Raw genomic sequence first — 24,449 nt, 5'->3', positions numbered from 1 at the left:
CGCGGGACCCTGCGACGGGGCCGGCGTCGTGCCCGCCTGACTGCTCCGGGCGCACGGCACCTGACTTTTTCGGGCTCGAGTCATCTGGTCGATCGGGAGGACGTGGTCGTGGGCTGGTCGGATGCGCCGGTGCTGGTGGAGGTGGAGCGCTCGGGTTTCCTGGAGTCGGTGCACCGGGGGGCGCTCGTGGTGCTCGGCCCGGACGGCGCGGAGCTGTTCTCCGCCGGGGACGTGCGGCGGCCGGTGCTGCCCCGGTCGTCGAACAAGCCGGTGCAGGCCACCGTCTTCCTGGACGCCGGGTGGCTGCCGGCCAGCACGGAGGAGCTGGCGATCTCGGCCGCCTCGCACTCCGGGGAGGACGGCCACCGTTCCCTCGCCGAGCAGGTCCTGCGCGGTGCCGGGCTCGGTCCCGAGGCGCTGGGCTGCCCACCCGCGCTGCCCGGGGACGAGCCCACCCGGGCCGGCTGGCTGGTGGCCGGCCGGCCGCCGGAGGCGCTGGCGATGAACTGCTCGGGCAAGCACGCCGCGATGCTGGCCGCCTGCGTCGCCGCCGGCTGGCCCACCGAGGGGTACCTGGCCCGCGACCACCCGCTGCAGCAGGCCGTCGAGGCCCGGCTGGGCGAGGCGGCCGGTGAGCCGGTCGCCGCGGTGGTGGTCGACGGGTGCGGCGCACCCCAGCACGCGATCTCGCTGACCGGGCTGGCCCGCGGGGTGCTCGGGCTGGTGCAGGCCCCGCCGGGCACCCCGGGCCGGGCCGTCGCCGACGCGATGCGCGCGCACCCGTGGCTGGTGGCCGGCACCGGGCGCGAGGACACCGAGCTCATGCAGGCGGTGCCCGGGCTGCTGGTCAAGGGCGGCGCCGACGGCGTGCACGTCGCGGCCCTGCCGGACGGCGGCGCCGTCGCGCTCAAGCTGGACGACGGCGGAGACCGCGGCCGGCTGCCCGCGCTGACCGCCGGGCTGCTGAGGGTCGGCGTGCCCGCCGGGCTGCTGGAGCGCTGGGCGGTCACGCCGGTGTCCGGCGGCACCGGCACCGTCGGTGCGGTGCGCGCCGCCGCCGTCCTACGCTCCTGACACCCCCGGTCCGATCGTCCCCCCTCAGCCCGCCGAGACGGCCATCGTGGCGGGCTGGCGGTGTCGATCCGAGCGGACGTGAAGGCCCCAGCCGGGTGAGCAGCGTCACCCGGGCTGCTAGCCAGTCTGCTTGCAGGAGCTAGCACCCGCGCCTACGGTGGAGCCGTGCAGAAGCCCACCGACTTCGTCCGCGAGCAGGTGACCTCGGTCCGCGAGACCGTGGTGACCGCCGCGGCCGAGGCCGGCACGGTCGGCTCGACCGTCGGGGAGTTCATCCGCGAGCAGCGCGCGGCGGCGCAGGTGTCGCTGCGCGAGCTCGCCCGCACCGCCGGCGTCAGCAACCCCTACCTCTCCCAGGTGGAGCGGGGGCTGCGCAAGCCCTCGGCCGAGATCCTGGCCCAGATCGCCCGCGGCCTGAAGATCTCCGCCGAGACGCTGTACGAGCACGCCGGCATCCTCGACCGCCGCTCCGGCACGCCGGAGACCGTCGCCGCCGTGCTCGCCGACCCCGCGCTGAGCGAGCGGCACAAGCACGTGCTGCTCGAGCTCTACGAGACCTTCACCCGCGCGGACTCCGTACCGCACACCCCCACCGCCCCCCAGGAGGAACCAGCATGAGCACCACCGACACCCTCAAGAGCTACGGCGACACCGCCGCCAACCAGGGCCGCACCGGCCTGCTGGCCGCCATCGGTGCCGGCGACGTCGTCCTGGACAAGGCGCGCACCGTCGTCGAGCAGCTGCGGTCCCGCGCCGAGGCGTTGCCGGGCGAGCTGCAGGTCCAGGCCGACCTGGCCGCCAAGGAGGCCCGCCAGCGGGCCGAGCAGGCCGCGGCGGCTGCTGCCCAGGCGCGCACCGCCGCCACCCAGGCCGCCTCCTCGGTGCGCCCGGAGGCCCTGGCCGACACCATGGCCGGCCTGGTCGAGAGCGCCCGGAAGCAGGCCCTGGTGACCATCGAGCAGCTGGCCGAGCGCGGCGAGAAGCTGGTCGGCGAGCTGCGCCGCCAGCCGGGCTTCCGCGCCGTCGTCAGCCGCACCGAGCGGGCCGTCGACGCCGTCGAGGACGCGCTGGAGGACGTGCTCGAGGAGACCTCCGAGGCCGTCGACAAGGCCTCGGCCGAGGTGACCTCGGTCGCGCAGAAGACTGCCGCCCGTGCCGACAAGGCCATCGACGAGGTCGAGGGTGAGGCGCGCTCCGCCGCGGCCGCTGCCAAGGCCGCCGTCACCGAGGTGGCCGAGGGTGACGCCACCGCCGCCCCGGTGACGAAGGCCCCCCGCAAGAACGCCCGCACCACCGTCGCGAAGACGGCGGCCCCGAGCTCCTCGGACACCGCGCCGCACTCCGCCGACACCGCCCCGCGGGCGTCCCGGGCGCGGACCGCCAAGCCGGCCGACCCCACCGCCGTCCCGGCCAAGAGCACCCCGGCGGGCTGAGCCCGCAGCACCACCAGACCACGGCCCCCCGGCGCACCGCGCCGGGGGGCCGTGGCGTCCTCCCCGGGCGCTGCGGCGCGCGTGGCCGTGGAACCCTCGATCGACGGCCCGACGGGTACCCTCGCGGCATGACCTTCGACGAGCTCGTGTACCTCGTCGTCCGCTGGGCCTGCCTGGGGCTGGCGGCCTGGGCGCTGGTCGATGCGCTGATCCGCCCCGCAGAGGCCTACGTCGCCGCCGGCAAGCTCACCAAGGCGGCCTGGCTGGGCATCACCGGTGTCGCGCTGGTGCTGCTGTACGCCATCGGCCCGCTGAGCTTCCTCGGCCTGCCGGCCGTGATCGGCGCCGTCGTGTACCTGGTCGACGTGCGCCCGGCCATCCGCGGGCTCAAGCGCGGCAACTCCAGCTGGTGACCTGACGGCCGCCCTGTCATCGGCGGGGCGGCCCGGTGCTCAGCGGTCGGCCGGCATGACCACCCAGAGCACGACGTAGGCGATGAACTGCGGGCCGGGGAGCACGCAGGACACCAGGAACGCCAGGCGCAGGCCGGTACGGGAGAGCCCGTAACGCCGGGCCAGCCCGGAGCACACGCCGGCCACCACCTTGTGACGGGTGTCCCGGGCGAGGCGGCGTCCGTACGGCGAGGTGGTCATGCCGCCGACCCTAATCCCCGTGGCTGGGGTCCCGCTGTCAGGAACCGAAGACCCCGTCCGGGGGCGCCGGCGAGGGTTCGGCGGCGATGTCGGTCACCGGCCGGGCGTCCCCCACGAACCGGGCCAGGTCGACGTCGTCGACCACCCGGGACGGCATCGGGTCCGCCGCGCAGCGGCGGGTGAGCGCGGCGACCGGCAGCTCGCGGCGCGAGGCGACGGCCACCAGGTTGCCGAACCGCCGCCCGCGCAGGGTGCCCGGCTCGGCCAGCAGGCAGACGTGGTCGAACACCGCCCGCAGCGTGGCCACCTGCGCCCGGGCGAACCGCAGCGGCGGGCCGTCGGCGACGTTGGCGCACGTGACGCCGTCCGGGCGCAGCACGCGGGCGACGTCGGCGGCGAACTCCACGCTGGTCAGGTGCGCCGGGGTGCGGGCACCGGCGAACACGTCGGTGACCACCACGTCCGCGCTCGCGTCGTGCAGGGCCGCCAGCCCGGCCCGGGCGTCGGCGGCGCGGACCCGCACCCGGGCTCCCCGCGGCAGGGGCAGGTGGGTGCGCACCAACTCGGTCAGCGGCTCGTCCAGCTCGACCACCCGCTGCCGGGAGCCGGGCCGGGTCACGGCCACGTAGCGGGCCAGCGTCAGCGCACCGCCCCCCAGGTGCACGACGTCCAGCGGGCGGCCGGGATCGGCGGCCAGGTCCAGGACGTGGCCCATCCGGCGCACGTACTCGAACTCCAGGTGCGTGGGGTCGACCAGGTCCACGTGCGACTGCGGCGTCCGCTCGACCATGAGCACCCAGGAGTCGTCCCGGTCGGCGTCGCCGAGCAGTTCGGCGGTGCCGCCGAGCACCGGGACCGGGCCCGGCGGCAGGACCTCGGGTGCGGCCCGCCGCACCGGCCCGCCCCGCCGGCTCACGCGCGTCCGCCCGTGGGCCGGGGTGCGGCAAGCTGTCGGGCGGGTGCACCGGCACGCCGGGTGAGCGGGACGACGGCCCCCCTGCACGGGTCGGCGGGCGAGACGGTCACCCGGTGATGGTGCCGCACGCCCGGTGGTCGCCCGGTGGCCGGACACCCGAGGAGCGCGGCCGCTGGACGCGGCCGCGCTCCTCGGTCTCCGACCGATCAGGCCGTCAGCGCGGGCAGTTGTTCACCGGGGCGCGGTCGTTGAACCGGTTCCGCAGGAACGTCGCGACGTCAGGCTGGTTGGTGAGGGCACCGGTGACGTGGATGCCCGGGTAACGGGCGACCTGCACCGTCATGCCCTGCCCGCAGTAGGCGGTCACCAGGGCGTCCTGGGTGGCCGGCGGGATCACGTCGTCGCTGCGGGCACCGTTGAGGAACACCGGGGCCTTGATCGGCAGCTTGCCCAGCTCGTTGGCCGCCAGGACCTTCTGCCACTCCGGGATGGCGAGCAGCTGGTCGAGTCCGGAGCCGTCCTTGGTCAGCGTCGAGATCCGCGTGGTGGCGAAGTCCAGGATGGTCTCCAGCGTGCACTCCTGCGGGCGCACGGCCTTGTCCAGCGCGGCCACGCCCTTCGCGTTGAGCAGGTCGCGCAGTGGCGTCGCGGGATAGGCCTGGTTCAGCCCGATGACGGCGTCGATCAGGAAGCCCGCGTACGGGCCGCCGTCCAGGCTGCGTGCGGTGGCCACGAGACTGGTGGGCACGCCGCCCGCGGCGACGCCCTTCAGGTTGAGGGTCGGGGTGTAGCTGGGGGCCAGCTGACCCGCCCACGCGACTGCCTGGCCACCCTCGGAGTAGCCGGAGAGGACCACCGGCGCCGTCGGGGAGAGCCCGGACCCGGGGATCTGGGTGGCGGCCTTGACGATGTCGAGCACGTTGTGGCCGAGCGTCTGACCGGCGATGTAGGTGTGCACGTCACCGTTGGTGTATCCGGCGTAGTCGGTCATCAGCACCGCGTAGCCGTTGAGCAGCATGCTGCCCAGTCCGAAGACGTCGTACTGCCGGTTGTTCTCCAGCGCCTTCGACGGGGCGCAGTTCGAGCCCAGGCCCTGCGTGCCCACCGCGAAGGACACGATCGGTCGTGGACCCGCGCCGCGCCACGGGGCCTTCGGGATCAGCACCGAACCGGTGACCCCCGACGGCGCCCCGGGCGTGAGCGGGTCCCCGTTCGGCGAGGAACCGGTCGACCGGTACATGATCGTGTACGCCGTGGCGCCCAGGTTCTGCAGGCTGGCGTTCTGCGGGCGGTACTTGATCAGGTCACCGTGCTCACCTGCGGGCAGCGGGTTGGGCACCGTGTAGAACTCCGGCGTGGCCGGGGAGGGCCCCGTCGGCGCCGCCATGGCGGTGTTGGGCACCGCCAGCAGGCCGATGGCCATGGCGGTGGCGACGGCGAGCCGTCCCAGCCCGCCGAGCCGTCCGGTGGTGGTCTGTCCGTGCTGCAGTGTCACGCGTTCCTCGGCATCCGTGCGGTGGTCGGCGCCGTGCTCGGCGCCGCGAGCGGTCCCCCCAGGGTCCGCTGCGGAGCGCAGCATGCAGTGACGTGGGTCATGTGGTCCACATCCCAATCGACGAGGACCTGATGTGATGGAGGCGACTCGGCGGGCCATTACTGGCCAGTAGGTTTGGCGTACCTGTGCGTTACATGCAGGTAACCCGAACGGGGTAGGAACCGTGACGCCGGTGGAGGCAGGCGCGACCCTCAGCCGCAGGACCCGGGTGCGCGGCCAGGAGGAGTGCGATGACGGTTCGACGCTCGGCCCGGCTGCGGGTGGGGGCCTACGCGGTGTGCCTGCGGGACGGACAGGTCCTGCTCGCCCGGCTCACCGGCCGGGGCGCCGGGCGGTGGACCCTGCCCGGCGGCGGCATCGACCACGGTGAGGACCCGCTGGACGCCGTGGTGCGCGAGGTGGCCGAGGAGACCGGGCACGACGTCGTCGTGGACGCCCTGCTCGGGGTGGACTCGGTGCGCCTGGACATCGTCCGGGACGAGAACACGGTCGACCACCACGCCCTGCGGCTGGTCTACGCGGCCACTGTCACCGGCGGTGAGCTGCGCTCGGAGGTGGGCGGCTCGACGGACGCAGCGGCGTGGGTCGACCTCGCCGAGCTGCCCGGCCTGCCCCGGCTGACCCTCGTGGACGTCGGCCTGGACCTGCTCCGGGAACGCCCCCGGACCGGTCGGCTCGACCCCGGCTGACCGGTGCGGGGTGGGCTGCTCAGTCGGTCACGGCGGACCAGCGCACCGTCATCTCCCCCTGCCGCCAGCGCCGCCGGCTGCCCACCAGGGGCCAGCCCTGGTCGGCCAGTGCCTCCACCGCGGCCGCCCAGCGCTGCCGCGTCCCGAACGCCGACAGCCCGGCGGCCGCGGCCCACGCTGCGTCGAAGGCGGACAGGAAGGTGTGCACCGGTCTCCCCGGCACGTTGTGGTGGATCAGCGCCTTGGGCAGCCGCTCGGCCAGGTCCGAGGGCCGGTCGAGGTCCGACAGTCGGGCCGCCAGGGTGAGGGTCACCGGGCCGTCGGCGTCCAGGGCCACCCAGGCGGCGCGGCGGCCCCACTCGTCGCAGGTGCCCTCCACGACGATCCCGCCCGGGGCCAGGGCCCCGCGCATCGTCTCCCACGCCCGGGCCGCCGACGGCTCGTCGTACTGGCGCAGCACGTTGAACGCCCGCACCACCACCGGCTGCAGCCCGGCCAGCTCGAAGCCGCCGAGGCGGAAGTCGACCCGAGGCGGGTCCCGGTCCCCGGCGACGGCGGCGACCCGCGCCGGGTCGATCTCCAGGCCGACCACCTCCAGCCCCGGCACCAGCGGGGCGAGCCGGTCCACCAGCTCCAGGGTGGTGACGGCCGAGGCGCCGTAGCCGAGGTCGACCACCAGCGGGCGGACGGCGTCCCGCAGGCGGGGCACCTGGGTGGCCGCCAGCCAGCGGTCCACCCGGCGCAACCGGTTGGCGTTGGTGGTCCCCCGGGTGGGCAGGCCCAGAGCTCGGGCGCGTCCAGCGGCCAGCCGGGGGGTGCGGCGGGCCGGCGGCAGCGTGGCCCGGCGGGTGTGGTCGCCGCCCTGCCCCGCACCGGATCCGCTCACCGGTCCGGAGGGTAGTCGGCTCACCCGGTGGTGACGCCCGTCCGCCTCGCGGCCGGGCGCCGGGCACACGGTTAGCGTGGTGGGGTGCCGGTCCGCTCCGACGTCTCCCTCGCCGACCTGACCACCCTCGGCGTGGGCGGCCCGGTCGGGCACCTGGTCGAGGTGGCCGACGCCGCCTCGCTCGTGGCCGCCGTGCGGGCCGCCGACGACGCCGGCCGGCCGCTGCTGCTGCTCGGTGGAGGCTCGAACCTGGTCGCCCCGGACGCCGGCTGGCCGGGCGACGTCGTGCTCGTGCGCTCCCGCGGGGTGCACCAGGTGCCGGGCCCGCTGCCCGCGCCTGCCGGGGCGACCGCCGGCTCCGACGCCGGGCCCGTCGACGCCGGCGCGGTGCTGCTGGAGGTGCAGGCGGGCGAGCCGTGGGACGACCTCGTCGCCGAGACCGTGCGCCGCGGCCTGGCCGGCGTCGAGGCGCTGTCCGGCATCCCCGGCTCGACGGGCGCGACGCCGGTGCAGAACGTGGGCGCCTACGGCCAGGAGGTCTCCCAGACCATCGTCGCGGTGCGGGTGTTCGACCGGACCGCCGGCACCGAGCAGGTGCTCACCCCCGCCGACTGCGGCTTCGCCTACCGCGACAGCCGGCTCAAGCAGCAGCCCGGCCGGTACGTGGTGCTCACCGTGACCTTCGCGTTGCAGCCCGGCCCGCTCTCGGCGCCGGTCGGCTACGCGGAACTGGCCCGCCGGCTCGGCGTGCAGGTGGGGGAACGGGCGCCCCTCGAGCAGGTGCGCGAGGCGGTGCTCGGGCTGCGCCGTGGCAAGGGCATGGTCTGGGACCCGGCCGACCCGGACTCGCGCAGCGCCGGCTCGTTCTTCACCAACCCCGTCGTCGCCGACGCGGTGGCCGCCGCCGTACCCGACTGCCCGAGCTGGCCCGCCGGTGCAGGCCGGCGCAAGCTCAGCGCCGGCTGGCTGGTCGAGCACGCGGGCTTCGGCCGGGGCACCCGGGAGGGCCGGGTCGGCACGTCCTCGCGGCACAGCCTGGCCCTGACCACCGAGCCCGGCGCCACCGCCGCGGAGCTGATCGCCTTCGCCGCCCGCGTCGTCACCGCCGTCGAGCAGCGGTTCGGCGTCACCCTGGTGCCCGAGCCGACGGTGCTGGGACAGGGCGGTCCGGGCGGATCACACCGCGGCCAGGCGCCGTCCCCCCGGTGACCGGAGCGCGTCCAGCCACTCGCTCGGGGACCCTCCGGACCACGCTCGCTCGGCTCAGCTCTCGAGCCGGGCGACCTTGTGCTGGGCGGCCTGCGCCCGCGGGCGGACCACGAGCAGGTCGACGTTCACGTGGTGCGGGCGGGTGAGGGCCCAGGCGATGCAGTCGGCGACGTCCTCGGCGACCAGCGGCTCGGCGACGCCGCGGTAGACGGCGGCTGCCCTGTCGGCGTCCCCACCCTGGCGGTTGAGCGCGAACTCCTCGGTCCGGACCATCCCGGGGGCGATCTCGATCACCCGGACCGACTCGCCGCACAGCTCCAGCCGCAGCGTCTCGGCCAGCGTGTGCACCCCGTGCTTGGCGGCGGTGTAGGACGCCCCGCCCTCGTAGCTGACCAGGCCGGCGGTCGACCCGACGAACAGCACGTCACCCGCCCCGGACGCCCGCAGCGCCGGCAGCAGCGCCTGGGTGACCCGCACGGTGCCCAGCACGTTGACCTCGAAGGACCGGGTCCAGGAGTCCGGGTCGGCGTCGGCCACGGCCGCCGCGTCGAAGGCACCGCCGGCGTTGTTCACCAGCACGTCGACCCGCGGCAGCCCCGCGGCGAAGGCCGCCACCGACTCCGCCGACGTGACGTCGAGTGCCAGGGCCCGGCCGCCGATCCGCCCGGCGAGCTCCTGGAGCCGGTCCAGCCGGCGTGCCGCGAGCACCACGTCGAACCCCTCGGCGGCCAGCCGGGTGGCGGTCGCCGCGCCGATCCCGGACGACGCGCCGGTGACGACGGCGACCCGCCCGGCGCCGGGCGGGGACGGGACGGGGGTGGGGGGGACGGGGGAGACCATGCGCCCATCCTGGCGCGGGCCGGCCCGCCGGCCGGACACGGGTGGCGTTCGCGGGAATGAGCGGCGGTCCCCCGGAGCTGCACCGGGAGGCCCCCGGGTGAGACCGCCCTGGTCGGGCCCGGGTGGTGGTCGTGCATCATCACCGCCCGGACCGGTGTCGACGAGAGCTGGAGGTCCGCGTGCCAGGACCGCGCCTGTTGCGTGCCCGCACACCCCGCCGGGTGGCGATGCTGTCGGTGCACACGTCCCCGCTGGACCAGCCAGGTGCCGGGGACGCCGGCGGGATGAACGTCTACATCGTGGAGCTGTCCCGGCGGCTGGCCGCCCGCGGCATCGCCGTCGACGTGTTCACCCGCGCCACCTCCAGCGACCTGCCCCCGGTGGCCCAGCTGACCGCCGGGGTGACCGTGCGGCACGTCAACGCCGGCCCGTTCGAGGGCCTGGGCAAGGACGACCTGCCCGCCCAGCTGTGTGCCTTCACCGCCGCCGTGCTGCGCGAGGAGGCCCAGCACGAGCCGGGCTTCTACGACGCCGTCCACTCGCACTACTGGCTGTCCGGGCAGGTCGGCTGGCTGGCCCGCGACCGGTGGAGCGTGCCGCTGATCCACTCCGCGCACACCCTTGCCAAGGTCAAGAACGCCGCGCTGGCCGAGGGCGACGCACCCGAGCCGCGGGCCCGGGTGATCGGCGAGGAGCAGGTGGTCGCCGAGGCCGACCGGCTCATCGCGAACACCGACGAGGAGGCCCGCCAGCTGGTGCGCTGGTACGGCGCCGACCCGCGCCGCGTCGTCGTCGTGCCCCCGGGGGTGGACCTGGACCGCTTCCAGCCCGCCGACCGGGCGCGCGCCCGCGAGCAGGTCGACCTCGCCCCGGACGACGTCGTGCTGCTGTTCGTCGGCCGCATCCAGCCGCTGAAGGCGCCCGACGTGCTGCTGCACGCCGCGGCCCGCATGCTCGCCGACGACCCGTCGCTGCGGGACAGGCTGCGGGTGCTGGTGGTGGGTGCGCCCAGCGGGTCCGGGCTGACCGAGCCGCAGAAGCTGCAGGAGCTCGCCGCCCGCCTTGGGATCGCCGACCGGGTGCGCTTCGTGGCCCCGCAGCAGCCCGCGCAGCTGGCCCAGTACTACCGGGCCGCCGACGTGGCCGTGGTGCCCAGCCACAACGAGTCCTTCGGCCTGGTCGCCCTGGAGGCGCAGGCCTGCGGCACGCCGGTGGTCGCCGCGGCCGTCGGCGGGCTCACCACCGCCGTCGAGGACGGCGTGTCCGGCGTGCTGGTCGCCGGGCACGACCCGGCCGACTACGCGACCGCGGTGCGCAGCGTGCTCGCCCAGCGCGAGCTGCTGTCGGCCGGGGCGCGCCGGCACGCCAGCCGGTTCAGCTGGGACCGCACCGCCGAGTCCCTCGTGGCGGCCTACACCGCCGCCGGCGCCGAGCTGGCCGCCGCCGAGGTGCGGGGACGCCGGGAGCGGTTGCGTCCCGCCGTCCGCGCCGTGCCCTCCGCCCTGGCTCCCGGTACCGCGCTCCCCGGCGTGCGGGTGGCCCGGTGAGCCGGCCGCTGGCGGAGCTGTGCGCCGTCGTCGAGCAGACCCTGCGCGACAGCGGGCTGGAGTTCGAGCAGCCCGCCACCGGGAAGTTCCTGGTGACGCTGCCCGGGGTGAAGAAGCTGCGCACCGTGGTCGGGCTCATCGTCGGTGAGCACGCGCTGCGGGTCGAGGCGTTCGTCTGCCGGCAGCCGGACGAGAACCGTGAGCAGATGTGGGCGTACCTGCTGCAGCAGAACGCCCGCACCTACGGCGTGAGCTACTCGATCGACCCGGTGGGCGACGTCTACCTGACCGGCCGGCTCGGCCACGGCTCGATCACCCCGGAGGAGATCGACACGATCCTGGGCTCGGTGCTGACCTACGCCGACGAGCACTTCAACACCCTGCTCGAGATCGGCTTCGGCACCTCCATCCGCAAGGAGTGGGACTGGCGGGTGGCCCGTGGTGAGCCGCTGACCAACCTGGAGGCGTTCGCCGCCTTCGCCGACCCGGCACGCACCCCCCGGCCGATCACGCACTACTCCCGGCCCGACGAGACCGACGACGACCGGCCGGTGTCCCACCGGTAGGTCGGCCCCGTGCGGCGGTCCGCGGCGCTAGCGTGGGGTGCGGTGCGGGACACGGCGGAGCAGCAGCGGCAGACCCGGCTGCTGGTGAGCGTGGTGGCCGCCTCGGCGCTGGTCTACCCGATGCTGTTCTGCGCGGTGCGGCTGGTGGTGAGCCAGTTCCTGCGGCCGGACACGGTGGCCACCCTCGCGTGGGGTGTGCTGGGCCTGGCCTGCAGCGTCGGCGTCGTCGCGGTGGTGCGCTGGGGCGCGCGGAGGCGGCCGCTGAGCCCCTGGCTGCTGGTCGGGCTGGTGCCCCCGGGGCTGTTCGAGCTCTACCTGTACTGGCCGTACCTCACGGGCTGAGCGGCGGTCCGGCAGGATGGCGCACGTGACTGGGACTCTGGTGCTGCTCCGCCACGGCGAGAGCGAGTGGAACAAGGCCAACCTCTTCACCGGCTGGGTCGACGTGCCCCTGTCGGAGAAGGGCCGGGCCGAGGCGGCGCGCGGTGGCGAGCTGCTCGCCGCGAACGGTCTGCTGCCCGACGTGCTGCACACCTCGCTGCTCCGGCGGGCGATCAACACCGCCGAGCTGGCGCTGGCAACCGCGGAGCGCAGCTGGATCCCGGTGCGCCGGTCGTGGCGGCTCAACGAGCGGCACTACGGCGCGCTGCAGGGCAAGGACAAGGCCGCCACCCTCGCCCAGTACGGCGAGGAGCAGTTCATGACCTGGCGGCGCTCCTACGACACCCCGCCGCCGCCGATCGAGCCCGGCAGCGAGTTCAGCAACGACCTCGACCCGCGCTACGCGTTCCTGCCGCCGGAGGCCCGGCCGGCCACCGAGTGCCTCGCCGACGTCGTCGTCCGGATGCTGCCGTACTGGTACGACGCGATCGTGCCGGACCTGCGCGCCGGGCTCACCGTGCTGGTCACCGCGCACGGCAACAGCCTGCGCGCGCTGGTCAAGCACCTGGACGGCATGGGCGACGCCGAGGTGGTCGGGCTGAACATCCCCACCGGGGTGCCGCTGCGCTACGACCTGGACGACGACCTGCGCCCGGTCACCACCGGCGGGCAGTACCTGGACCCCGCGGCCGCCGCGGCCGCGATCGAGGCCGTGAAGAACCAGGGCAAGTGACGACGACGGGCCCGCAGCCCCGAGGGGGTGCGGGCCCGTCGTGCGCGGGTGTCAGCTGGACGGCGCCAGGGCGATCGGGCGCTCGCCGGTGACCAGGTAGACGACGCGGCGGGCCACGCTGACGGCGTGGTCGGCGAACCGCTCGTAGTAGCGGCCGAGCAGGGTGATGTCGATGGCCGACTCGATCCCGTGCGGCCAGTCGTCGCTGAGCAGCTCGCGGAACAGCTGCTGGTGCAGCTTGTCCATCAGGTCGTCCTCGGCCTCCAGCTCCATCGCGGCGTCGACGTCGCGCTTGGCGATGACCCGGCCGGTCTTGGCCACCAGGCTCTCGGCCACGTGCCCCGCCTCGAGGAACACCGGCCGCACCTCCTGCGGCACCGCCGGCTCCGGGAAGCGCATCCGCGCCACCTTGGCGATGTGCTGGGCCAGGTCGCCCATCCGCTCCAGGTCCTGCACCGTGGCCATCGCGGTGGTGATCGCCCGCAGGTCGGTGGCCACCGGCTGCTGGCGGGCCAGCAGGGTGAAGCAGCGCTCGTCCACCGACACCCGGACGGCGTCGATGTGCGCGTCGCCGGCGATCACCAGGTCGGCGAGGGCGACATCGGCGTCCAGGAGGGCCGTGGTGGCGGTGCTCATGGCGGACCCGACGGAGTTCGTCAGCTCCACCAGGCAGTGGTTGATGTCGTCCAGCTCTTCGCGGTAGCTCTCCCGCACGGGGTCTCCTCAGTGGTGCACCGACGGTGTACACCGAGGGTAGGCAACCCCCGGCCGCCGGGCCGACCGGCGAGGTGAACGATGGCCGTCCCGGCCGTGAACAGTGCGCCCCAGGGCCCGCCGGGGCCCCCCGACGGGCGATGCCCGCTGCTGGCGGGCCTCTAGCATCACAGGCGTGCACCCGCTGATCGCCCTGGCGGTCGGCCTGCTGCTCGGCGGCGGGACTGCCGCCCTGCTGCTGTCCCACCCCTGGGCGTCCCCGGCCGACCGCCGCGCCGACCCGGCCGCCGGCCCGGTCGGCGACACCTCCCTGGTTCGGCGCCTGGTCGACCACATGGACCCCGCGGTCGTCCTGCTCGCCTCCGACGACCAGGTGCTCATCGCCAACCCGTCGGCGCGGGCGCTGGGCATCGTCCGGGACGACCGGCTGCTGGTGCACGACCTGCTCGACGTCGCCCGCGCGGTCCGCGCCGGCGGCAGCCACCGGGCCGACGTCGCCCTGCCCGGTGACCTGGTCGGCGGTGGCCCCCGCATGGTCGGCGTGCACGGCATGCGGCTGGACACCACCGCGGGCCGCTCGGACGGACCGGTGGGCCTGGTGCTGCAGGACGTCACCGAGGCCCGCCGGGTCGAGGCCGTCCGCCGCGACTTCGTGGCCAACGTGGGGCACGAGCTGAAGACGCCGGTCGGCGCGCTGGCGCTGCTCGCCGAGGCCACCGAGGACGCGGCCGACGATCCCGAGACGGTGCGCCGCTTCGCCGCCCGGATGAGCCACGAGGCCGACCGGCTGTCCCGGCTGGTGCGCGAGCTGATCGACCTCTCCCGGCTGCAGGGCGCCGAGCCGATGCCGGACCTCGCCCCGGTGCGCGTCGACGACGTGGTCGCCGAGGCCGTGGACCGCACCCGGCTGGCTGCGGCGGCCAAGGGCATCACCCTCGCCGTGGGCTCCGGCCCGGACCTGGTCGTGCGCGGGGTGGAGGCCCAGCTGGCCACCGCGGTCACCAACCTGCTGGCCAACGCGGTCGCCTACTCACCCGCCGGACGGAAGATCGCCGTCGGTGCGCGGGCCCGGGCCGGCTTCGCCGAGATCGCGGTGACCGACAGCGGCATCGGCATCCCGCGCAGCGACCGGGGTCGGGTCTTCGAGCGCTTCTACCGGGTCGACCAGTCGCGGGCCAGCGCCACCGGAGGCACCGGTCTGGGGCTGGCGATCGTCAAGCACGTGGCCACCAACCACGGCGGCTCGGTGACCGTGTGGAGCGAGGAGGGCCTCGGGTCCACGTTCACGCTGCGCATCCCGCTGGCCCCGGCGGAGCCGCCCCCGGCACCGGGCGGGCCGGGTGCCCCCACCCCCCGCGGGCCCCGGCACCTCGACGCGTTGCGCGCGGCGGTCGGGTCCGAGCAGCGCGGCCGGCGGGCCACCGACCAGCCGGCCGACGAGCACCCGGGCGTCTCGGTGCCCCAGCGCGACGAGGCCGTGACCGGCCCGCGCTGGGCCGACACCGACCGCGCCGCTGCCGCGGAGGACCACCAGGCGGAGGAGCGGCGTCGCGACGCCGGCGTCCCCGCCACCACCGGGACGGGCGACGACGGCCAGCAGGACGGCGTCGCCGGAGCACACCCCGTGTCCGAGAGCCGGGCACGCACGAAGGGACGGTCATGACGCGAGTGCTCGTGGTGGAGGACGAGGAGTCCTTCTCCGATGCGCTGTCCTACATGCTGCGGCGGGAGGGCTACGAGACGGTCGTCGCGGCCAACGGGCCCGACGCCCTCGCCGAGTTCGACCGGGGCGGCGCCGACATCGTGCTGCTGGACCTCATGCTGCCCGGCCTGCCGGGCACCGAGGTCTGCCGCACGCTGCGGTCCAAGAGCGCCGTGCCGATCATCATGCTCACCGCGAAGGACACCGAGATCGACAAGGTCGTCGGCCTCGAGCTCGGCGCCGACGACTACGTCACCAAGCCCTACTCCGCCCGTGAGCTGGTGGCCCGGATGCGCGCGGTGCTGCGCCGCCGCGGCGAGCCCGAGCCCAGCGAGGACGGCGCGCTCGCCGCCGGGCCGGTGCGGATGGACGTCGACCGGCACGTGGTCGCCGTCGCCGGGGAGCCCGTCTCGCTGCCGCTCAAGGAGTTCGACCTGCTCGAGCTGCTGCTGCGCAACGCCGGGCGGGTGCTCACCCGGGGCCAGCTCATCGACCGGGTCTGGGGCTCGGACTACGTCGGGGACACCAAGACCCTCGACGTGCACGTCAAGCGACTGCGGGCCAAGGTCGAGCCGGACCCGGCCAACCCGCAGTACCTGCTCACCGTGCGCGGCCTGGGCTACAAGTTCGAGGTCTGACGGAGGACCCCGCTGCCCCCCACCACGAGCACGCTCGCGGAGGGACCCTGCAGCGGGGCCGGGTCGCGTGCGAGGTGCCGGGTTGGGTTGGGCTGAGCGCTTCCCGTCGGTCCGGAGGTGGACCCGGCGGGCCCGCCGTCCGGACCGACCGCCTGCGGCGGTGGTGGTCCTGGCGCGGGCCGGCCGGGCCGGCGGTCAGTTGCCGCGGCCGGTCTCCTGCTGGAGCTCGTCGATCTTCATCGAGGCCTCGGCCTTGTTCAGGTCGTCGGGCACGTCCTCGCCGGCCTGGCGGGCCAGGGTGTGCAGGTAGCTCTGCTGGGCGCCGGTGGCGGGCTCCTCGCCGGTAACCCAGTCGTGCGGGTCCTTCTCCGCGGTCGGGTCGCCCTGCTGGCCGGAGTTCACGGGTGCGTCGGATTCGCTCATGTGTTCGAAGCTACGCCGGGACGGGCGCCTCCGCAGCCCGAGCGGCGACGCGCGCCCGGGCCTCCTCCCAGCGGCGGCCGGTGCGGTACACGTGCAGCTGCCCGCACGGGCACTCGACCTCCATCGCCACGTGCGTCGGGTGGTTGGTGACCGACCGGACGCGCCGCTCGGCGACGAGCTCGTCGGTGTGGGTGACGGGGCAGGTGATCAGCAACATGCGAGGAGCGTGCGCCGGTCGACCGCGCCGGACGAGTGGCAGGACCGACCATGATCGCAAGGAAGCTGCCATGATGTCGGCATGCCAGCACCGGATCGCCCGCTCGTGGTCAGCGCCGTCGTCGCCGACGGTCTCGTCGGCAGCTTCGGCCTGGGCGTGTCCGCCGAGGTGTTCGGCTACGACCGGCGGGAGATGGGCCTGCCGGCGTTCGACTTCGCGCTGGTCACGCCACGTCCGGGGCTGCTGCGCACCGACACGGGCATCGGCATCCAGGTCGACCACGGACTCGAGCGCCTCGCGCACAGCGACATCGTGATGGTGACCGCCTGGGAGCTGGTCGACGTCGCGCCGCCGCCGGAGCTGCTCGACGCGCTGCGCGCCGCGCACGCCCGCGGCGCCGTGCTGGTCAGCCACTGCACCGGGGCCTTCGTCGTCGCGGCGGCCGGGCTGCTCGACGGCTGCCGCGCCACCACGCACTGGCGCTACGCCGGCGAGCTCGCCGCGCGGTACCCGGCCGTGCACGTCGACCCCGCGGTGCTCTACGTCGACTGCGGGCAGGTGATCACCGGCGCCGGCACGGCGGCCGGGGTCGACACCCTGCTGCACCTGGTGCGCCGGGAGTGGGGCGCCGCCGCCGCCAACGCACTGGCCCGGGAGATGGTCGTGCCGCCGCACCGGGACGGCGGCCAGGCGCAGTTCATCGACGCCCCCGTCGCCCGCTGCGAGGACGACCTGCTCGGGGTGGTGCTGCACTGGGCCCGTGGCCACCTCGCCGAGGACGTCACCGTCGAGCAGCTGGCCCGCCGGGCGCTGATGAGTCCGCGCAGCTTCGCCCGCCGCTTCCGCTCCGCCACCGGGACGACGCCGCACGCCTGGCTGCTGGCCCAGCGGCTGGCCGCCGCCGAGGCGCTGCTGGAGGAGACCGACGCACCGGTCGAGGAGATCGCCCGCCTGGTCGGCTTCGGGACGGCCGCGGGCCTGCGCGACCAGTTCGTCCGCCGCCGGGGGGTGCCGCCGCGGGCCTACCGGCAGACCTTCCGCAGCGCCGGCCCGGCCGGGCCGGCTGCCTCCGCCGGGTCGGCTGCCTCGGTCGGATCGGCGGCCTCAGCCGGGTCGGCGGCGCAGCAGCTCGACGGGCACGGCGCCACCGCGGGCCGGGGGGCTGGCCGGGTGCGGGGCGACGAGGCCCTGGTCCAGGCGTGAGCCCGCCAGCCGGCGCAGCTCCGCGTACGCGGCCGGGCCGAGCAGTGCGGTGAGCTCGGCGGCGTAGGTGTCGTAGAGCGGCTCCGGCGACACGTGCGCCGCCGGCGCCCCGGTGCACCACCAGTGCAGCTCGTGCCCGCCGGGGCCCCAGCCGCGCCGGTCGAACTCGCCCACGGTCGTGCGCAGCACCCGGGTGTCGTCGGGCCGGTCGACCCACTCCTGCTCCCGGCGCACCGGCAGCTGCCAGCAGACGTCGGGCTTGGTCTCCAGCGGGTGGCGTCCGGTGCGCAGCGCCAGGGCGTGCAGCGCGCAGCCGGCCCCACCCGGGTGGTCCGGGCCGTTGAGGAACACGCACGCGCCGTCGGCCCGCCGGGTGCGCGGCTCGCCCGCGCCGTCGTCGGAGTCGTCGTCGGGGTCCTCGGCCTCCTCGAGCTCCACCCACGGCGCGGTGCCGTGCCGCTGCCAGTCCGCCGGGGTCAGCTCGGCGACGGCGGCGCCCACCCGGCGCACGTCGTCGTCGTCGGTGAGGAAGGCGCCGTGGCTGCAGCAGCCGTCGTCCGGGCGACCGGTCTCGACCCCGGCGCAGCCACGGCCGTAGACGCAGGTCCAGGCAGACGTCAGCCAGGTCAGGTCGGCGCGGACCAGGTGGGCCGGCTCGGCCGGGTCGGTGAACTCCACCCACTCGCGGGTGAAGTCCAGCGGCACCTCCTCGGGCGGGTCCTCCTGCACGCTCCCAGCCAAGCACGGGGTGCCGCCGGTCCGGGAGGCGACCACCGGGCCGGACGGCGCGGCGCCACCGCACGGCAGACTGACCCCATGCGCCTGGGAGTCCTCGACATCGGCTCGAACACCGTGCACCTGCTGGTGGTCGACGCCCACCGGGGTGCGCACCCGACGCCGATGCACGACGACAAGTCGATGCTGCGGCTCGCCGAGCACGTCGGTGCCGACGGGATGCTGTCCAAGGCGGGGGAGAAGGGCCTGGTGGCGGCCGTGCAGCGGGCGGTGCAGCAGGCCGAGGAGCAGAAGTGCGAGGAGCTGCTCACCTTCGTCACCTCGGCCATCCGGGACGCCGAGAACGGCCCGGCGGTGCTGCGCCGGGTGCGGGAGCAGACCGGTGTCGAGCTGACCGTGCTGTCCGGTGAGCAGGAGGCCGAGCTGACCTTCCTCGCCGTGCGCCGCTGGTTCGGCTGGAGCGCGGGCCGGCTGCTGGTGCTGGACATCGGCGGCGGCTCGCTGGAGCTGGCCGCCGGCCTGGACGAGGAGCCCGACGTGGCGCTGTCCCTGCCGCTGGGCGCCGGCCGGATGACCCGCCGGTTCCTGCCCGCCGCCCACGACGGCGGCCGGCCCGACCTGGAAGCCCTCGCCGCGCTCGACGTCTATGCCAAGCGGCTGCTCGCACCGGCCGCCAAGCGACTGCGCAGCGCCGGCCAGCCGGACGTCGCCGTCGCCACCTCCAAGACCTTCCGCACGCTGGCCCGGCTCACCGGCGCCGCGCCGTACGACGCCGGCCTGCGCGTGGACCGGCAGCTCAGCCTGGCCGGGCTGGAGCAGCTCGTCGGCTTCGTCTCCCGGATCGAGTCCTCCGCGCTGGCCGAGCTGCAGGGGGTGTCGGTGGACCGCGCCCACCAGGTGCCCGCGGGCGCCGTCGTGGCGCAGGCCGCCATGCGTGCCGTGGACGTACCGTTCGTCCGTGTCTGCCCGTGGGCACTGCGCGAAGGTGTCATCCTGCGTCGACTGGACCAGATCGAGGGAGCGTGATGGCAGGGGAGCAGACCGACCCGGGGAGGTCGCTGGCCGACATCCTCCGGGAGGCCGGCGTCGACGCCCCGACGCGGCCCGGCCGCCGTCGGCGCTCGACCGACCCCGAGCCCCGGGACGGCGTCGACCCCGCCGCCCAGCGCCGCTTCTTCCCCGAGGGTGAGCCGCTGACCGGCCCCGGCAAGGTGGTCTACGGACGCCGTGCCACCGACGTCGTCCCGCCGGTGCTGCCCGCCACCGGGACGACGGCCTTCGCCCGCGCCGAGCCGACCACCGAGGCGATCGACGGCCTCCGTGTCTCCCGCAAGCCGGAGGTGCCCGGTCCGCCGTCCGGTGACCGGCGCGCCCCGACCACCGGCCCGCGCACCGTGTGGACGGAGGAGCAGCGGGCTGCCGAGCGCAAGCGGCGGGCCGCCCTGGCCGCCGCGGCCGCCGCGGGCGAGAGCCTGGCGCCCGAGGAGGAGGACGAGGAACCGCTCACCGGCCTGGCCGGGGTGCTGGCCTGGCTGCGGTTCGGCCTGGAGATCGTCGCGGCCGCCGCGGTCGGCATCGCCGTCCACTACGTGTTCAGCCTGCTGTGGGACCTGGCCCCCTACGCGGCCGTCGTCGCGGCACCGCTGGCGGTGACCGGGCTGGTCGGCGGGGTCGGCTGGTGGCGGCAGCGACGCGGTCGCGGCCCGGTCGGCCTCCCGCTGCTCCTGGTCCTGCTCTTCGCCGGCACGCTGCTGGTCATCGTCCCGGCGGCAGGCCTGCTCTCCCCGACCTGATCCGCCGGCGGTCCGGCCCTTTCCGCGGAAGTGGCCGCTGGTGGTCCGGCCCTTTCCGCGGAAGTGGCCGCGGGTGGTCCGGCCCTTTCCGCGGAAGTGGCCGCGGGGGGCAGGGTGTTCGTGCGGGCGGGGGCGGCCCGGCCTACGTGATCGCCAGCGGGTCGACCGGAGAGCCGGTCGCCCGGTGCGCCTCCAACGGCGCGGCGGGGCTGCTCTCCCCGCCCCGATCCGCTCCTCGACCTGATCCGCGCGGCGGGCGCCCCGCCGGCTCGCACTACGGTCTGGGCGTGCCCGGCGCGGATGGGATGGCGCTGGCCGTCGACCTCGCCGCCGGGCACGCCACTGCCCGCCCACCGCACACCTGGGAGCTGCTCATGCCCGACGCCGTCCTGCCCGCGGAACGGGTCCACCTGTGCCCCCGAGGTGCCGCGTGAGCGCCCCGGCGCAGGGCGCCGGCGGCCCCGGGGTGGTCGTGGGCGGGCTGGCGGTCGTGGGCGGCGGCAAGATCGGCGAGGCCCTGCTGTCCGGTCTGGTGCGGCAGGGCGGCGGCGCGGGCATCGTCGTCGTCGAGCGCAGCGTCACCCGCGCGGCCGAGCTGGCCGGGCGCTACGGCATCGGCACCGCCGACCTCGCCGGTGCGGCCGCCGGGGCGCGGGTGCTGCTGCTCGCGGTGAAACCGCAGGACATCGACGGTCTGCTGGTCCAGCTGGCCCCGCACGTGGGTCCGCAGCACCTCGTGGTGTCGGTGGCCGCCGGGGTGCCCACCAGCCGGCTGGAGGCCGCGCTGCCGACCGGGACGCCCGTCGTCCGGGTCATGCCGAACACGCCGGCCCTGGTCGACGAGGGCATGAGCGTGCTGTCGGCCGGCCGGTACGCCGCCGAGGCCCACCTGGACGAGGCCGAGGCGCTGCTCTCCCCGGTGGGGCAGGTGCGCCGGGTGCCCGAGTCGCAGCAGGACGCCGTCACCGCCCTGTCCGGCAGCGGTCCGGCCTACTTCTTCTACCTGGTCGAGGCGATGATCGACGCCGGCATCCTGCTGGGCCTGCCCCGGGACCTCGCCGCCGACCTGATCGTCCAGACCGCGCTGGGCGCCGCGGTGATGCTGCGCGACTCCGGCGAGCACCCGGTGCGGCTGCGCGAGGCGGTGACCAGCCCCGGCGGGACCACCATCGCGGCGGTGCGCGAGCTGGAGCGGCACGGGGTACGGGCGGCGCTGATCGCTGCCATCGAGGCCGCCCATGACCGCTCGGTCCAGTTGGGCCGTTCGGCGACCTGACCGTCCGGGGCGGTGTCCGGCTCGTCGGGGCTCCGGGGGTGGGCCCAGGAGCGCCCACCCCGCCCACGGGACACTGGCAGAACTACACGCGTGTCGTACCCGGCGGGTACAGATGTGTTCGCTGATGCTAGTGGGACGCACGGTTCGATCGAGAAAGTGCCAGCGCACGACCCGTGTGGCAGCAGAGCCAGTCGGGTAACGGGGCAGCCAGGGTCTTTGGTCCTCGGTCGACCCGCCGATTTGTCGACGGAGAGTCACGAAGGGGCACGGATTCGGCTTCGACTCGCCGTATTGAGTGGTGGGTGCCTCTGCGCGGTCAGGTGTTGACCAGGCATCCCCTCACTACCTGTTCGTTTCACCCATCGCATGAGTCACACGCGACCCCTAGGTTCATCTCCAGCACGTACGTGTCCCGTCCGCCGGTGGGGAAGCCGGCGGCCCGATCCGTGCTAACGGAGATGACCGACATGACCATGCCCCAGCGCCAGCCGATGCCCGCGCACCGCCCGCTGAACGCCGGACCCCGCCCCATGGGCGGCCGTCCGATGAACGCCGCTGCCGTCGCCCGCCCCGTCCCCGCGCAGCACCCCGCCGCGATGCCGGTGGGCCGCCCGAACGTCGCCCCGCCGCAGCGCGCCGCCGTCACGTTCCTCACCGTGGCCGAGGTCGCCGCGATGATGCGCGTCTCGAAGATGACCGTGTACCGCCTCGTGCACGGTGGCGAGCTCTCCGCCGTCCGTGTCGGCCGGTCCTTCCGGGTGCCGGAGCGCGCCGTCCAGGACTACCTGCGCGACGCGTACACCGACATCGCCTGAGGAAGGACCCTGTTGCCCCTCACCCCTCGCACGCCCGGGGCGGGGCCCTGCGCCGGGGCCGGGAGTGGGCGGCCGCTGGTGCGGAGGCTGGTCCCGGGGAGGAGCGGCTCGAGCACACGGGCCGGCTGGGTCCGTCGCGCGTGCTGTCGGGAGTGGGTCCAGCGCCTGCCGGACCGCACCGGGACGGCGCCGGGTACGCTGGCCGTTCGTTCGGTCACCGCCCGCGAGGGCGGGACACCGTCGACTTGATCACCTCGCCGGGGTGGTCCGGCCTGACCTCCGGGTCACCGCCTGGGCACCGCGCGACCACGACGTCGGGAGCACCACCATGGGTTCAGTCATCAAGAAGCGCCGCAAGCGCATGGCGAAGAAGAAGCACCGCAAGCTGCTGAAGAAGACGCGCGTCCAGCGCCGCAACAAGAAGTAGTCCCATGCCGCCTGCGGTCGTCCTGGTCACCGGTGTCAGCCGGTGGCTGGGCGGCGCGCTGGCCGGCGAGCTCGCCGCGGACAGCTCGATCGAGCGCGTCATCGGGGTGGACACCGTCCCCCCCTCGCCCGAGGTGCTGCGTCGCCTGGGCCGCACCGAGTTCGTCCGGGCCGACATCCGCAACCCGCTGATCGGCAAGGTCATCACGGGTGCCTCCGTCGACACCGTGGTGCACATGAACATCAGCGCCACCCCCGGTGGCTCCGGCGGACGCACGTCGATGAAGGAACTCAACGTCATCGGCACGATGCAGCTGCTCGCCGCCTGCCAGGCCGCGCCCTCGGTGCGCCGGCTCGTGCTGAAGTCGACCAGCGCCGTGTACGGGGCGAGCTCCCGCGACCCGGCCGTGTTCACCGAGTCGATGCAGGCCCGGCGCGTCCCCGGAGGGGGCTTCGCCAAGGACAGCCTGGACATCGAGGGGTACGTGCGCTCCTTCGCCCGCCGCCGCCCCGACGTCGACGTCGCGGTGCTGCGGTTCACCAACTTCATCGGCCCGCGCATCGACTCGCTGCTCACCACGTTCTTCCGCATGCCGCTGGTGCCCACGGCCCTCGGCTACGACGCCCGGGTGCAGCTGCTGCACGAGGACGACGCCCTCGCGGTGCTCACCCGCGCCACCACGCAGGACTTCACCGGCACGGTGAACGTCGGCGGGGACGGCACGCTGCTGCTGTCCCAGGCGATCCGGCGCGTCGGCCGGGTGCCGGTCCCGCTGCCCACCCCCGCGATGGGCTCCATCGGCCGGCTGACCCGCGGCGGCAGCCTCGTCGACTACTCGCCGGAGCAGATGCGCTTCCTGAACTTCGGCCGGGTCGTGGACACCACGGTGCTGCGCGAGGAGTTCGGCTACACCCCCCGCTACACGACAGTCGCCGCGCTGGCCGACTTCGCCCGCACGGTGCAGCCGGTGGTGCCGCCGGCCCTGGTCGACGGGGTCGCGGGCCGTGCGCTGAGCCTGCTGGACGGGCTGGCCCGCGTGAGCGAGTCCGTCGCCGAGCGGCGCCGTCCGGCGCCGCCGTCCATCCCACTGCGGGCGGTGCGCGATGCCTGAGGCCCAGGTCATCCCCCTGCGTCCCGAGGACGACGGCATCGGCGCCCCGGCGCCGGTGCGCTCCTGGGACGACCACGTCGCCGGCGGGATCGAGTTCCTCCGCCGTCGCCTGACCGGCGACTACGACACCGACGAGTTCGGCTTCGACCCCGACCTGACCGACCACGTCGTCATGCCGTCGCTGCGGCCGCTGTTCCGCTCCTGGTTCCGGGTGGAGACCGTGGGCCTGCAGCACGTGCCGGACGCCGGCGGGGCCCTGGTGGTGGCCAACCACTCCGGCACGATCCCGGTCGACGCGCTGATGACCACGGTGGCGCTGCGCGACGAGCACCCGGCAGCCCGGCGGTTCCGGCTGCTGGGCGCCGACCTGGTGTTCGACGTCCCGGTGCTCGGTGCGCTGGCCCGCAAGATGGGTGCCACGCTCGCCTGCAACGAGGACGCCGAGCGGCTGCTGACCGAGGGCGAGCTCGTCGGGGTGTTCCCCGAGGGGTTCAAGGGCGTGGGCAAGCCGTTCAGCGAGCGCTACACCCTGCAGCGCTTCGGCCGGGGCGGTTTCGTCAGTGCCGCGCTGCGCACCGGGGCGCCGATCATCCCGTGCGCGATCGTCGGCGCGGAGGAGATCTACCCCATGATAGGCAACGCCAAGACCCTCGCGCGGCTGCTCGGGCTGCCCTACTTCCCGATCACGCCGACGTTCCCGCTGCTGGGCCCGGTCGGTGCGGTGCCGCTGCCCTCCAAGTGGTTCATCGCCTTCGGCGAGCCGATCGAGACCGCCTCCTACGGCCCCGGTGCCGCCGAGGACCCGATGCTGGTCTTCAACCTCACCGACCAGGTGCGCGAGACCATCCAGCACTCGCTGTACGAGCTGCTCCTGCAGCGGCGGTCCGTCTTCAGCTGACCGGGATGACCGACG

The 24,449-nt window shown here is 75.2% G+C and carries 30 protein-coding genes; 21 read left to right on the top strand and 9 right to left on the bottom strand.

All coding sequences use genetic code 11. From position 1 onward, the window contains the following. The first annotated feature begins 108 nt into the window (after positions 1-108). The 4 genes from G1H19_RS02475 (at position 109) to G1H19_RS02460 (ending at position 2,920) form a co-directional block, all read left to right on the top strand. Positions 109-1,074 (top strand): asparaginase, encoded by a 966-nt coding sequence (locus G1H19_RS02475; RefSeq protein WP_235928165.1) that lies wholly within the window; start codon positions 109-111, stop codon positions 1,072-1,074. Positions 1,075-1,239: 165 nt separating this feature from the next. Then, entirely contained in the window at positions 1,240-1,692 is a 453-nt protein-coding gene (locus tag G1H19_RS02470) for a helix-turn-helix domain-containing protein (RefSeq protein WP_162393134.1), read from the top strand. After that, a complete protein-coding gene (locus tag G1H19_RS02465) occupies positions 1,689-2,507 on the top strand; it encodes a hypothetical protein (protein WP_162393133.1) in 819 nt (272 codons plus the stop codon). Before G1H19_RS02470 ends, G1H19_RS02465 begins: the two co-directional genes overlap by 4 nt. Positions 2,508-2,635: 128 nt before the next feature. Continuing rightward, positions 2,636-2,920: a DUF2516 family protein gene (locus G1H19_RS02460; protein ID WP_152732022.1), complete on the top strand. Its 285-nt coding sequence runs from the start codon at positions 2,636-2,638 to the stop codon at positions 2,918-2,920. A gap of 39 nt (positions 2,921-2,959) precedes the next feature. Here the strand turns inward: G1H19_RS02460 and G1H19_RS02455 are convergent, their stop codons facing one another. The 3 genes from G1H19_RS02455 to G1H19_RS02445 all read right to left on the bottom strand — a co-directional run bounded on the left by G1H19_RS02455 (position 2,960) and on the right by G1H19_RS02445 (position 5,571). Next, positions 2,960-3,160 carry a PspC domain-containing protein gene (locus tag G1H19_RS02455; protein WP_152732023.1) on the bottom strand — a complete coding sequence of 67 codons (201 nt, stop codon included), beginning with the start codon at positions 3,158-3,160 and terminating at the stop codon, positions 2,960-2,962. 37 nt (positions 3,161-3,197) lie between these two features. After that, positions 3,198-4,076, bottom strand: a complete 879-nt coding sequence (locus G1H19_RS02450; protein ID WP_162393132.1) for a spermidine synthase — start codon at positions 4,074-4,076, stop codon at positions 3,198-3,200. 214 nt (positions 4,077-4,290) lie between these two features. Further along, the gene (locus G1H19_RS02445; protein ID WP_162393131.1) at positions 4,291-5,571 is read right to left on the bottom strand and encodes a lipase family protein; all 1,281 of its coding nucleotides are present in this window, start codon (positions 5,569-5,571) and stop codon (positions 4,291-4,293) included. A 290-nt stretch (positions 5,572-5,861) separates the two neighbouring features. Here G1H19_RS02445 and G1H19_RS02440 point away from each other — a divergent pair, with 290 nt between their 5' ends. Then, positions 5,862-6,320 carry an NUDIX hydrolase gene (locus G1H19_RS02440; RefSeq protein ID WP_152732027.1) on the top strand — a complete coding sequence of 153 codons (459 nt, stop codon included), beginning with the start codon at positions 5,862-5,864 and terminating at the stop codon, positions 6,318-6,320. Positions 6,321-6,339: 19 nt separating this feature from the next. Here the strand turns inward: G1H19_RS02440 and G1H19_RS02435 are convergent, their stop codons facing one another. After that, complete coding sequence (locus G1H19_RS02435; RefSeq protein ID WP_162393130.1) at positions 6,340-7,206, bottom strand: methyltransferase domain-containing protein; 867 nt, start codon at positions 7,204-7,206, stop codon at positions 6,340-6,342. 84 nt (positions 7,207-7,290) lie between these two features. Here G1H19_RS02435 and G1H19_RS02430 point away from each other — a divergent pair, with 84 nt between their 5' ends. Beyond that, the gene (locus tag G1H19_RS02430) at positions 7,291-8,415 is read left to right on the top strand and encodes a UDP-N-acetylmuramate dehydrogenase (protein ID WP_162393129.1); all 1,125 of its coding nucleotides are present in this window, start codon (positions 7,291-7,293) and stop codon (positions 8,413-8,415) included. Between the two features lie 54 nt (positions 8,416-8,469). Here G1H19_RS02430 and G1H19_RS02425 read toward each other — a convergent pair whose 3' ends face one another. Continuing rightward, positions 8,470-9,255 (bottom strand): SDR family oxidoreductase, encoded by a 786-nt coding sequence (locus G1H19_RS02425; protein WP_152732029.1) that lies wholly within the window; start codon positions 9,253-9,255, stop codon positions 8,470-8,472. Positions 9,256-9,434: 179 nt separating this feature from the next. Here G1H19_RS02425 and mshA point away from each other — a divergent pair, with 179 nt between their 5' ends. The 4 genes from mshA to G1H19_RS02405 are packed head-to-tail and all read left to right on the top strand — an operon-like array spanning position 9,435 to position 12,482. After that, positions 9,435-10,802 (top strand): D-inositol-3-phosphate glycosyltransferase, encoded by a 1,368-nt coding sequence (mshA, locus tag G1H19_RS02420; protein WP_235928164.1) that lies wholly within the window; start codon positions 9,435-9,437, stop codon positions 10,800-10,802. Further along, positions 10,799-11,368 (top strand): type III secretion system chaperone family protein, encoded by a 570-nt coding sequence (locus G1H19_RS02415; RefSeq protein WP_162393128.1) that lies wholly within the window; start codon positions 10,799-10,801, stop codon positions 11,366-11,368. The genes mshA and G1H19_RS02415 overlap by 4 nt, the downstream gene beginning before the upstream one ends. A 42-nt stretch (positions 11,369-11,410) precedes the next feature. Next, positions 11,411-11,710, top strand: a complete 300-nt coding sequence (locus G1H19_RS02410; RefSeq protein ID WP_152732031.1) for a hypothetical protein — start codon at positions 11,411-11,413, stop codon at positions 11,708-11,710. A gap of 16 nt (positions 11,711-11,726) precedes the next feature. After that, positions 11,727-12,482: a phosphoglyceromutase gene (locus tag G1H19_RS02405; protein WP_152732032.1), complete on the top strand. Its 756-nt coding sequence runs from the start codon at positions 11,727-11,729 to the stop codon at positions 12,480-12,482. 51 nt (positions 12,483-12,533) lie between these two features. On the opposite strand, the gene phoU is transcribed toward G1H19_RS02405, so the two are convergent. Then, entirely contained in the window at positions 12,534-13,196 is a 663-nt protein-coding gene (phoU, locus tag G1H19_RS02400; protein WP_162393127.1) for a phosphate signaling complex protein PhoU, read from the bottom strand. Between the two features lie 175 nt (positions 13,197-13,371). On the opposite strand from phoU, the gene G1H19_RS02395 reads away from it, so the two are divergent. Then, positions 13,372-14,859, top strand: coding sequence for a sensor histidine kinase (locus G1H19_RS02395; protein ID WP_162393126.1), 1,488 nt, complete (start codon positions 13,372-13,374; stop codon positions 14,857-14,859). Then, a complete protein-coding gene (locus G1H19_RS02390; RefSeq protein ID WP_152732034.1) occupies positions 14,856-15,536 on the top strand; it encodes a response regulator transcription factor in 681 nt (226 codons plus the stop codon). The genes G1H19_RS02395 and G1H19_RS02390 overlap by 4 nt, the downstream gene beginning before the upstream one ends. Before the next feature lie 195 nt (positions 15,537-15,731). Here G1H19_RS02390 and G1H19_RS02385 read toward each other — a convergent pair whose 3' ends face one another. Beyond that, the gene (locus G1H19_RS02385) at positions 15,732-15,959 is read right to left on the bottom strand and encodes a DUF3072 domain-containing protein (protein ID WP_152732036.1); all 228 of its coding nucleotides are present in this window, start codon (positions 15,957-15,959) and stop codon (positions 15,732-15,734) included. A gap of 10 nt (positions 15,960-15,969) precedes the next feature. After that, positions 15,970-16,176, bottom strand: a complete 207-nt coding sequence (locus G1H19_RS02380) for a hypothetical protein (RefSeq protein WP_152732038.1) — start codon at positions 16,174-16,176, stop codon at positions 15,970-15,972. Positions 16,177-16,257: 81 nt separating this feature from the next. Here G1H19_RS02380 and G1H19_RS02375 point away from each other — a divergent pair, with 81 nt between their 5' ends. Beyond that, on the top strand, positions 16,258-17,379 hold the full coding sequence (locus tag G1H19_RS02375; protein WP_152732039.1) for a helix-turn-helix domain-containing protein: 1,122 nt from the start codon (positions 16,258-16,260) through the stop codon (positions 17,377-17,379). Here G1H19_RS02375 and G1H19_RS02370 read toward each other — a convergent pair. Beyond that, positions 17,281-18,108: a hypothetical protein gene (locus tag G1H19_RS02370; RefSeq protein WP_174277983.1), complete on the bottom strand. Its 828-nt coding sequence runs from the start codon at positions 18,106-18,108 to the stop codon at positions 17,281-17,283. The two genes, G1H19_RS02375 and G1H19_RS02370, sit on opposite strands and share 99 nt — an antisense overlap. 87 nt (positions 18,109-18,195) lie before the next feature. On the opposite strand from G1H19_RS02370, the gene G1H19_RS02365 reads away from it, so the two are divergent. From G1H19_RS02365 to G1H19_RS02330, 8 genes are all read left to right on the top strand, one after another. Then, positions 18,196-19,140 (top strand): Ppx/GppA phosphatase family protein, encoded by a 945-nt coding sequence (locus tag G1H19_RS02365; protein WP_152732042.1) that lies wholly within the window; start codon positions 18,196-18,198, stop codon positions 19,138-19,140. Then, positions 19,140-19,907, top strand: a complete 768-nt coding sequence (locus tag G1H19_RS02360) for a hypothetical protein (RefSeq protein WP_152732044.1) — start codon at positions 19,140-19,142, stop codon at positions 19,905-19,907. Before G1H19_RS02365 ends, G1H19_RS02360 begins: the two co-directional genes overlap by 1 nt. Before the next feature lie 287 nt (positions 19,908-20,194). Next, positions 20,195-20,341 carry a hypothetical protein gene (locus G1H19_RS02355; RefSeq protein WP_162393125.1) on the top strand — a complete coding sequence of 49 codons (147 nt, stop codon included), beginning with the start codon at positions 20,195-20,197 and terminating at the stop codon, positions 20,339-20,341. Continuing rightward, a complete protein-coding gene (gene proC / locus G1H19_RS02350; protein ID WP_235928163.1) occupies positions 20,338-21,183 on the top strand; it encodes a pyrroline-5-carboxylate reductase in 846 nt (281 codons plus the stop codon). Before G1H19_RS02355 ends, proC begins: the two co-directional genes overlap by 4 nt. Before the next feature lie 467 nt (positions 21,184-21,650). Continuing rightward, complete coding sequence (locus G1H19_RS24940) at positions 21,651-21,998, top strand: helix-turn-helix domain-containing protein (protein WP_235910613.1); 348 nt, start codon at positions 21,651-21,653, stop codon at positions 21,996-21,998. Positions 21,999-22,260: 262 nt separating this feature from the next. After that, on the top strand, positions 22,261-22,425 hold the full coding sequence (locus tag G1H19_RS24935; protein WP_456071372.1) for a 30S ribosomal protein bS22: 165 nt from the start codon (positions 22,261-22,263) through the stop codon (positions 22,423-22,425). A 4-nt stretch (positions 22,426-22,429) separates the two neighbouring features. After that, the gene (locus G1H19_RS02335) at positions 22,430-23,536 is read left to right on the top strand and encodes an NAD-dependent epimerase/dehydratase family protein (protein WP_152732046.1); all 1,107 of its coding nucleotides are present in this window, start codon (positions 22,430-22,432) and stop codon (positions 23,534-23,536) included. Then, positions 23,529-24,434 (top strand): lysophospholipid acyltransferase family protein, encoded by a 906-nt coding sequence (locus G1H19_RS02330; protein ID WP_152732048.1) that lies wholly within the window; start codon positions 23,529-23,531, stop codon positions 24,432-24,434. Before G1H19_RS02335 ends, G1H19_RS02330 begins: the two co-directional genes overlap by 8 nt. Positions 24,435-24,449 lie beyond the last annotated feature (15 nt).

The organism is Goekera deserti (assembly GCF_010685995.1).
Classification (GTDB): Bacteria; Actinomycetota; Actinomycetes; order Mycobacteriales; family Geodermatophilaceae; genus Goekera; species Goekera deserti.
The sequence above is the reverse complement of the archived record's forward strand: the minus strand, read 5'-3'. Positions and strand labels throughout refer to the sequence as shown.

What these genes read in the sequence shown, in the direction of transcription:
- G1H19_RS02465 (WP_162393133.1), top strand. Translation starts at nt 1,689, where the DNA reads ATGAGCACCACCGACACCCTCAAGAGCTACGGCGACACCGCCGCCAAC.
- G1H19_RS02460 (WP_152732022.1), top strand. Translation starts at nt 2,636, where the DNA reads ATGACCTTCGACGAGCTCGTGTACCTCGTCGTCCGCTGGGCCTGCCTG.
- G1H19_RS02455 (WP_152732023.1), bottom strand. Translation starts at nt 3,160, where the DNA reads ATGACCACCTCGCCGTACGGACGCCGCCTCGCCCGGGACACCCGTCAC.
- G1H19_RS02440 (WP_152732027.1), top strand. Translation starts at nt 5,862, where the DNA reads ATGACGGTTCGACGCTCGGCCCGGCTGCGGGTGGGGGCCTACGCGGTG.
- G1H19_RS02425 (WP_152732029.1), bottom strand. Translation starts at nt 9,255, where the DNA reads ATGGTCTCCCCCGTCCCCCCCACCCCCGTCCCGTCCCCGCCCGGCGCC.
- G1H19_RS02405 (WP_152732032.1), top strand. Translation starts at nt 11,727, where the DNA reads ATGGCGCACGTGACTGGGACTCTGGTGCTGCTCCGCCACGGCGAGAGC.
- G1H19_RS02390 (WP_152732034.1), top strand. Translation starts at nt 14,856, where the DNA reads ATGACGCGAGTGCTCGTGGTGGAGGACGAGGAGTCCTTCTCCGATGCG.
- G1H19_RS02385 (WP_152732036.1), bottom strand. Translation starts at nt 15,959, where the DNA reads ATGAGCGAATCCGACGCACCCGTGAACTCCGGCCAGCAGGGCGACCCG.
- G1H19_RS02380 (WP_152732038.1), bottom strand. Translation starts at nt 16,176, where the DNA reads ATGTTGCTGATCACCTGCCCCGTCACCCACACCGACGAGCTCGTCGCC.
- G1H19_RS02375 (WP_152732039.1), top strand. Translation starts at nt 16,258, where the DNA reads ATGCCAGCACCGGATCGCCCGCTCGTGGTCAGCGCCGTCGTCGCCGAC.
- G1H19_RS02365 (WP_152732042.1), top strand. Translation starts at nt 18,196, where the DNA reads ATGCGCCTGGGAGTCCTCGACATCGGCTCGAACACCGTGCACCTGCTG.
- G1H19_RS02360 (WP_152732044.1), top strand. Translation starts at nt 19,140, where the DNA reads ATGGCAGGGGAGCAGACCGACCCGGGGAGGTCGCTGGCCGACATCCTC.
- G1H19_RS24940 (WP_235910613.1), top strand. Translation starts at nt 21,651, where the DNA reads ATGACCATGCCCCAGCGCCAGCCGATGCCCGCGCACCGCCCGCTGAAC.
- G1H19_RS02335 (WP_152732046.1), top strand. Translation starts at nt 22,430, where the DNA reads ATGCCGCCTGCGGTCGTCCTGGTCACCGGTGTCAGCCGGTGGCTGGGC.
- G1H19_RS02330 (WP_152732048.1), top strand. Translation starts at nt 23,529, where the DNA reads ATGCCTGAGGCCCAGGTCATCCCCCTGCGTCCCGAGGACGACGGCATC.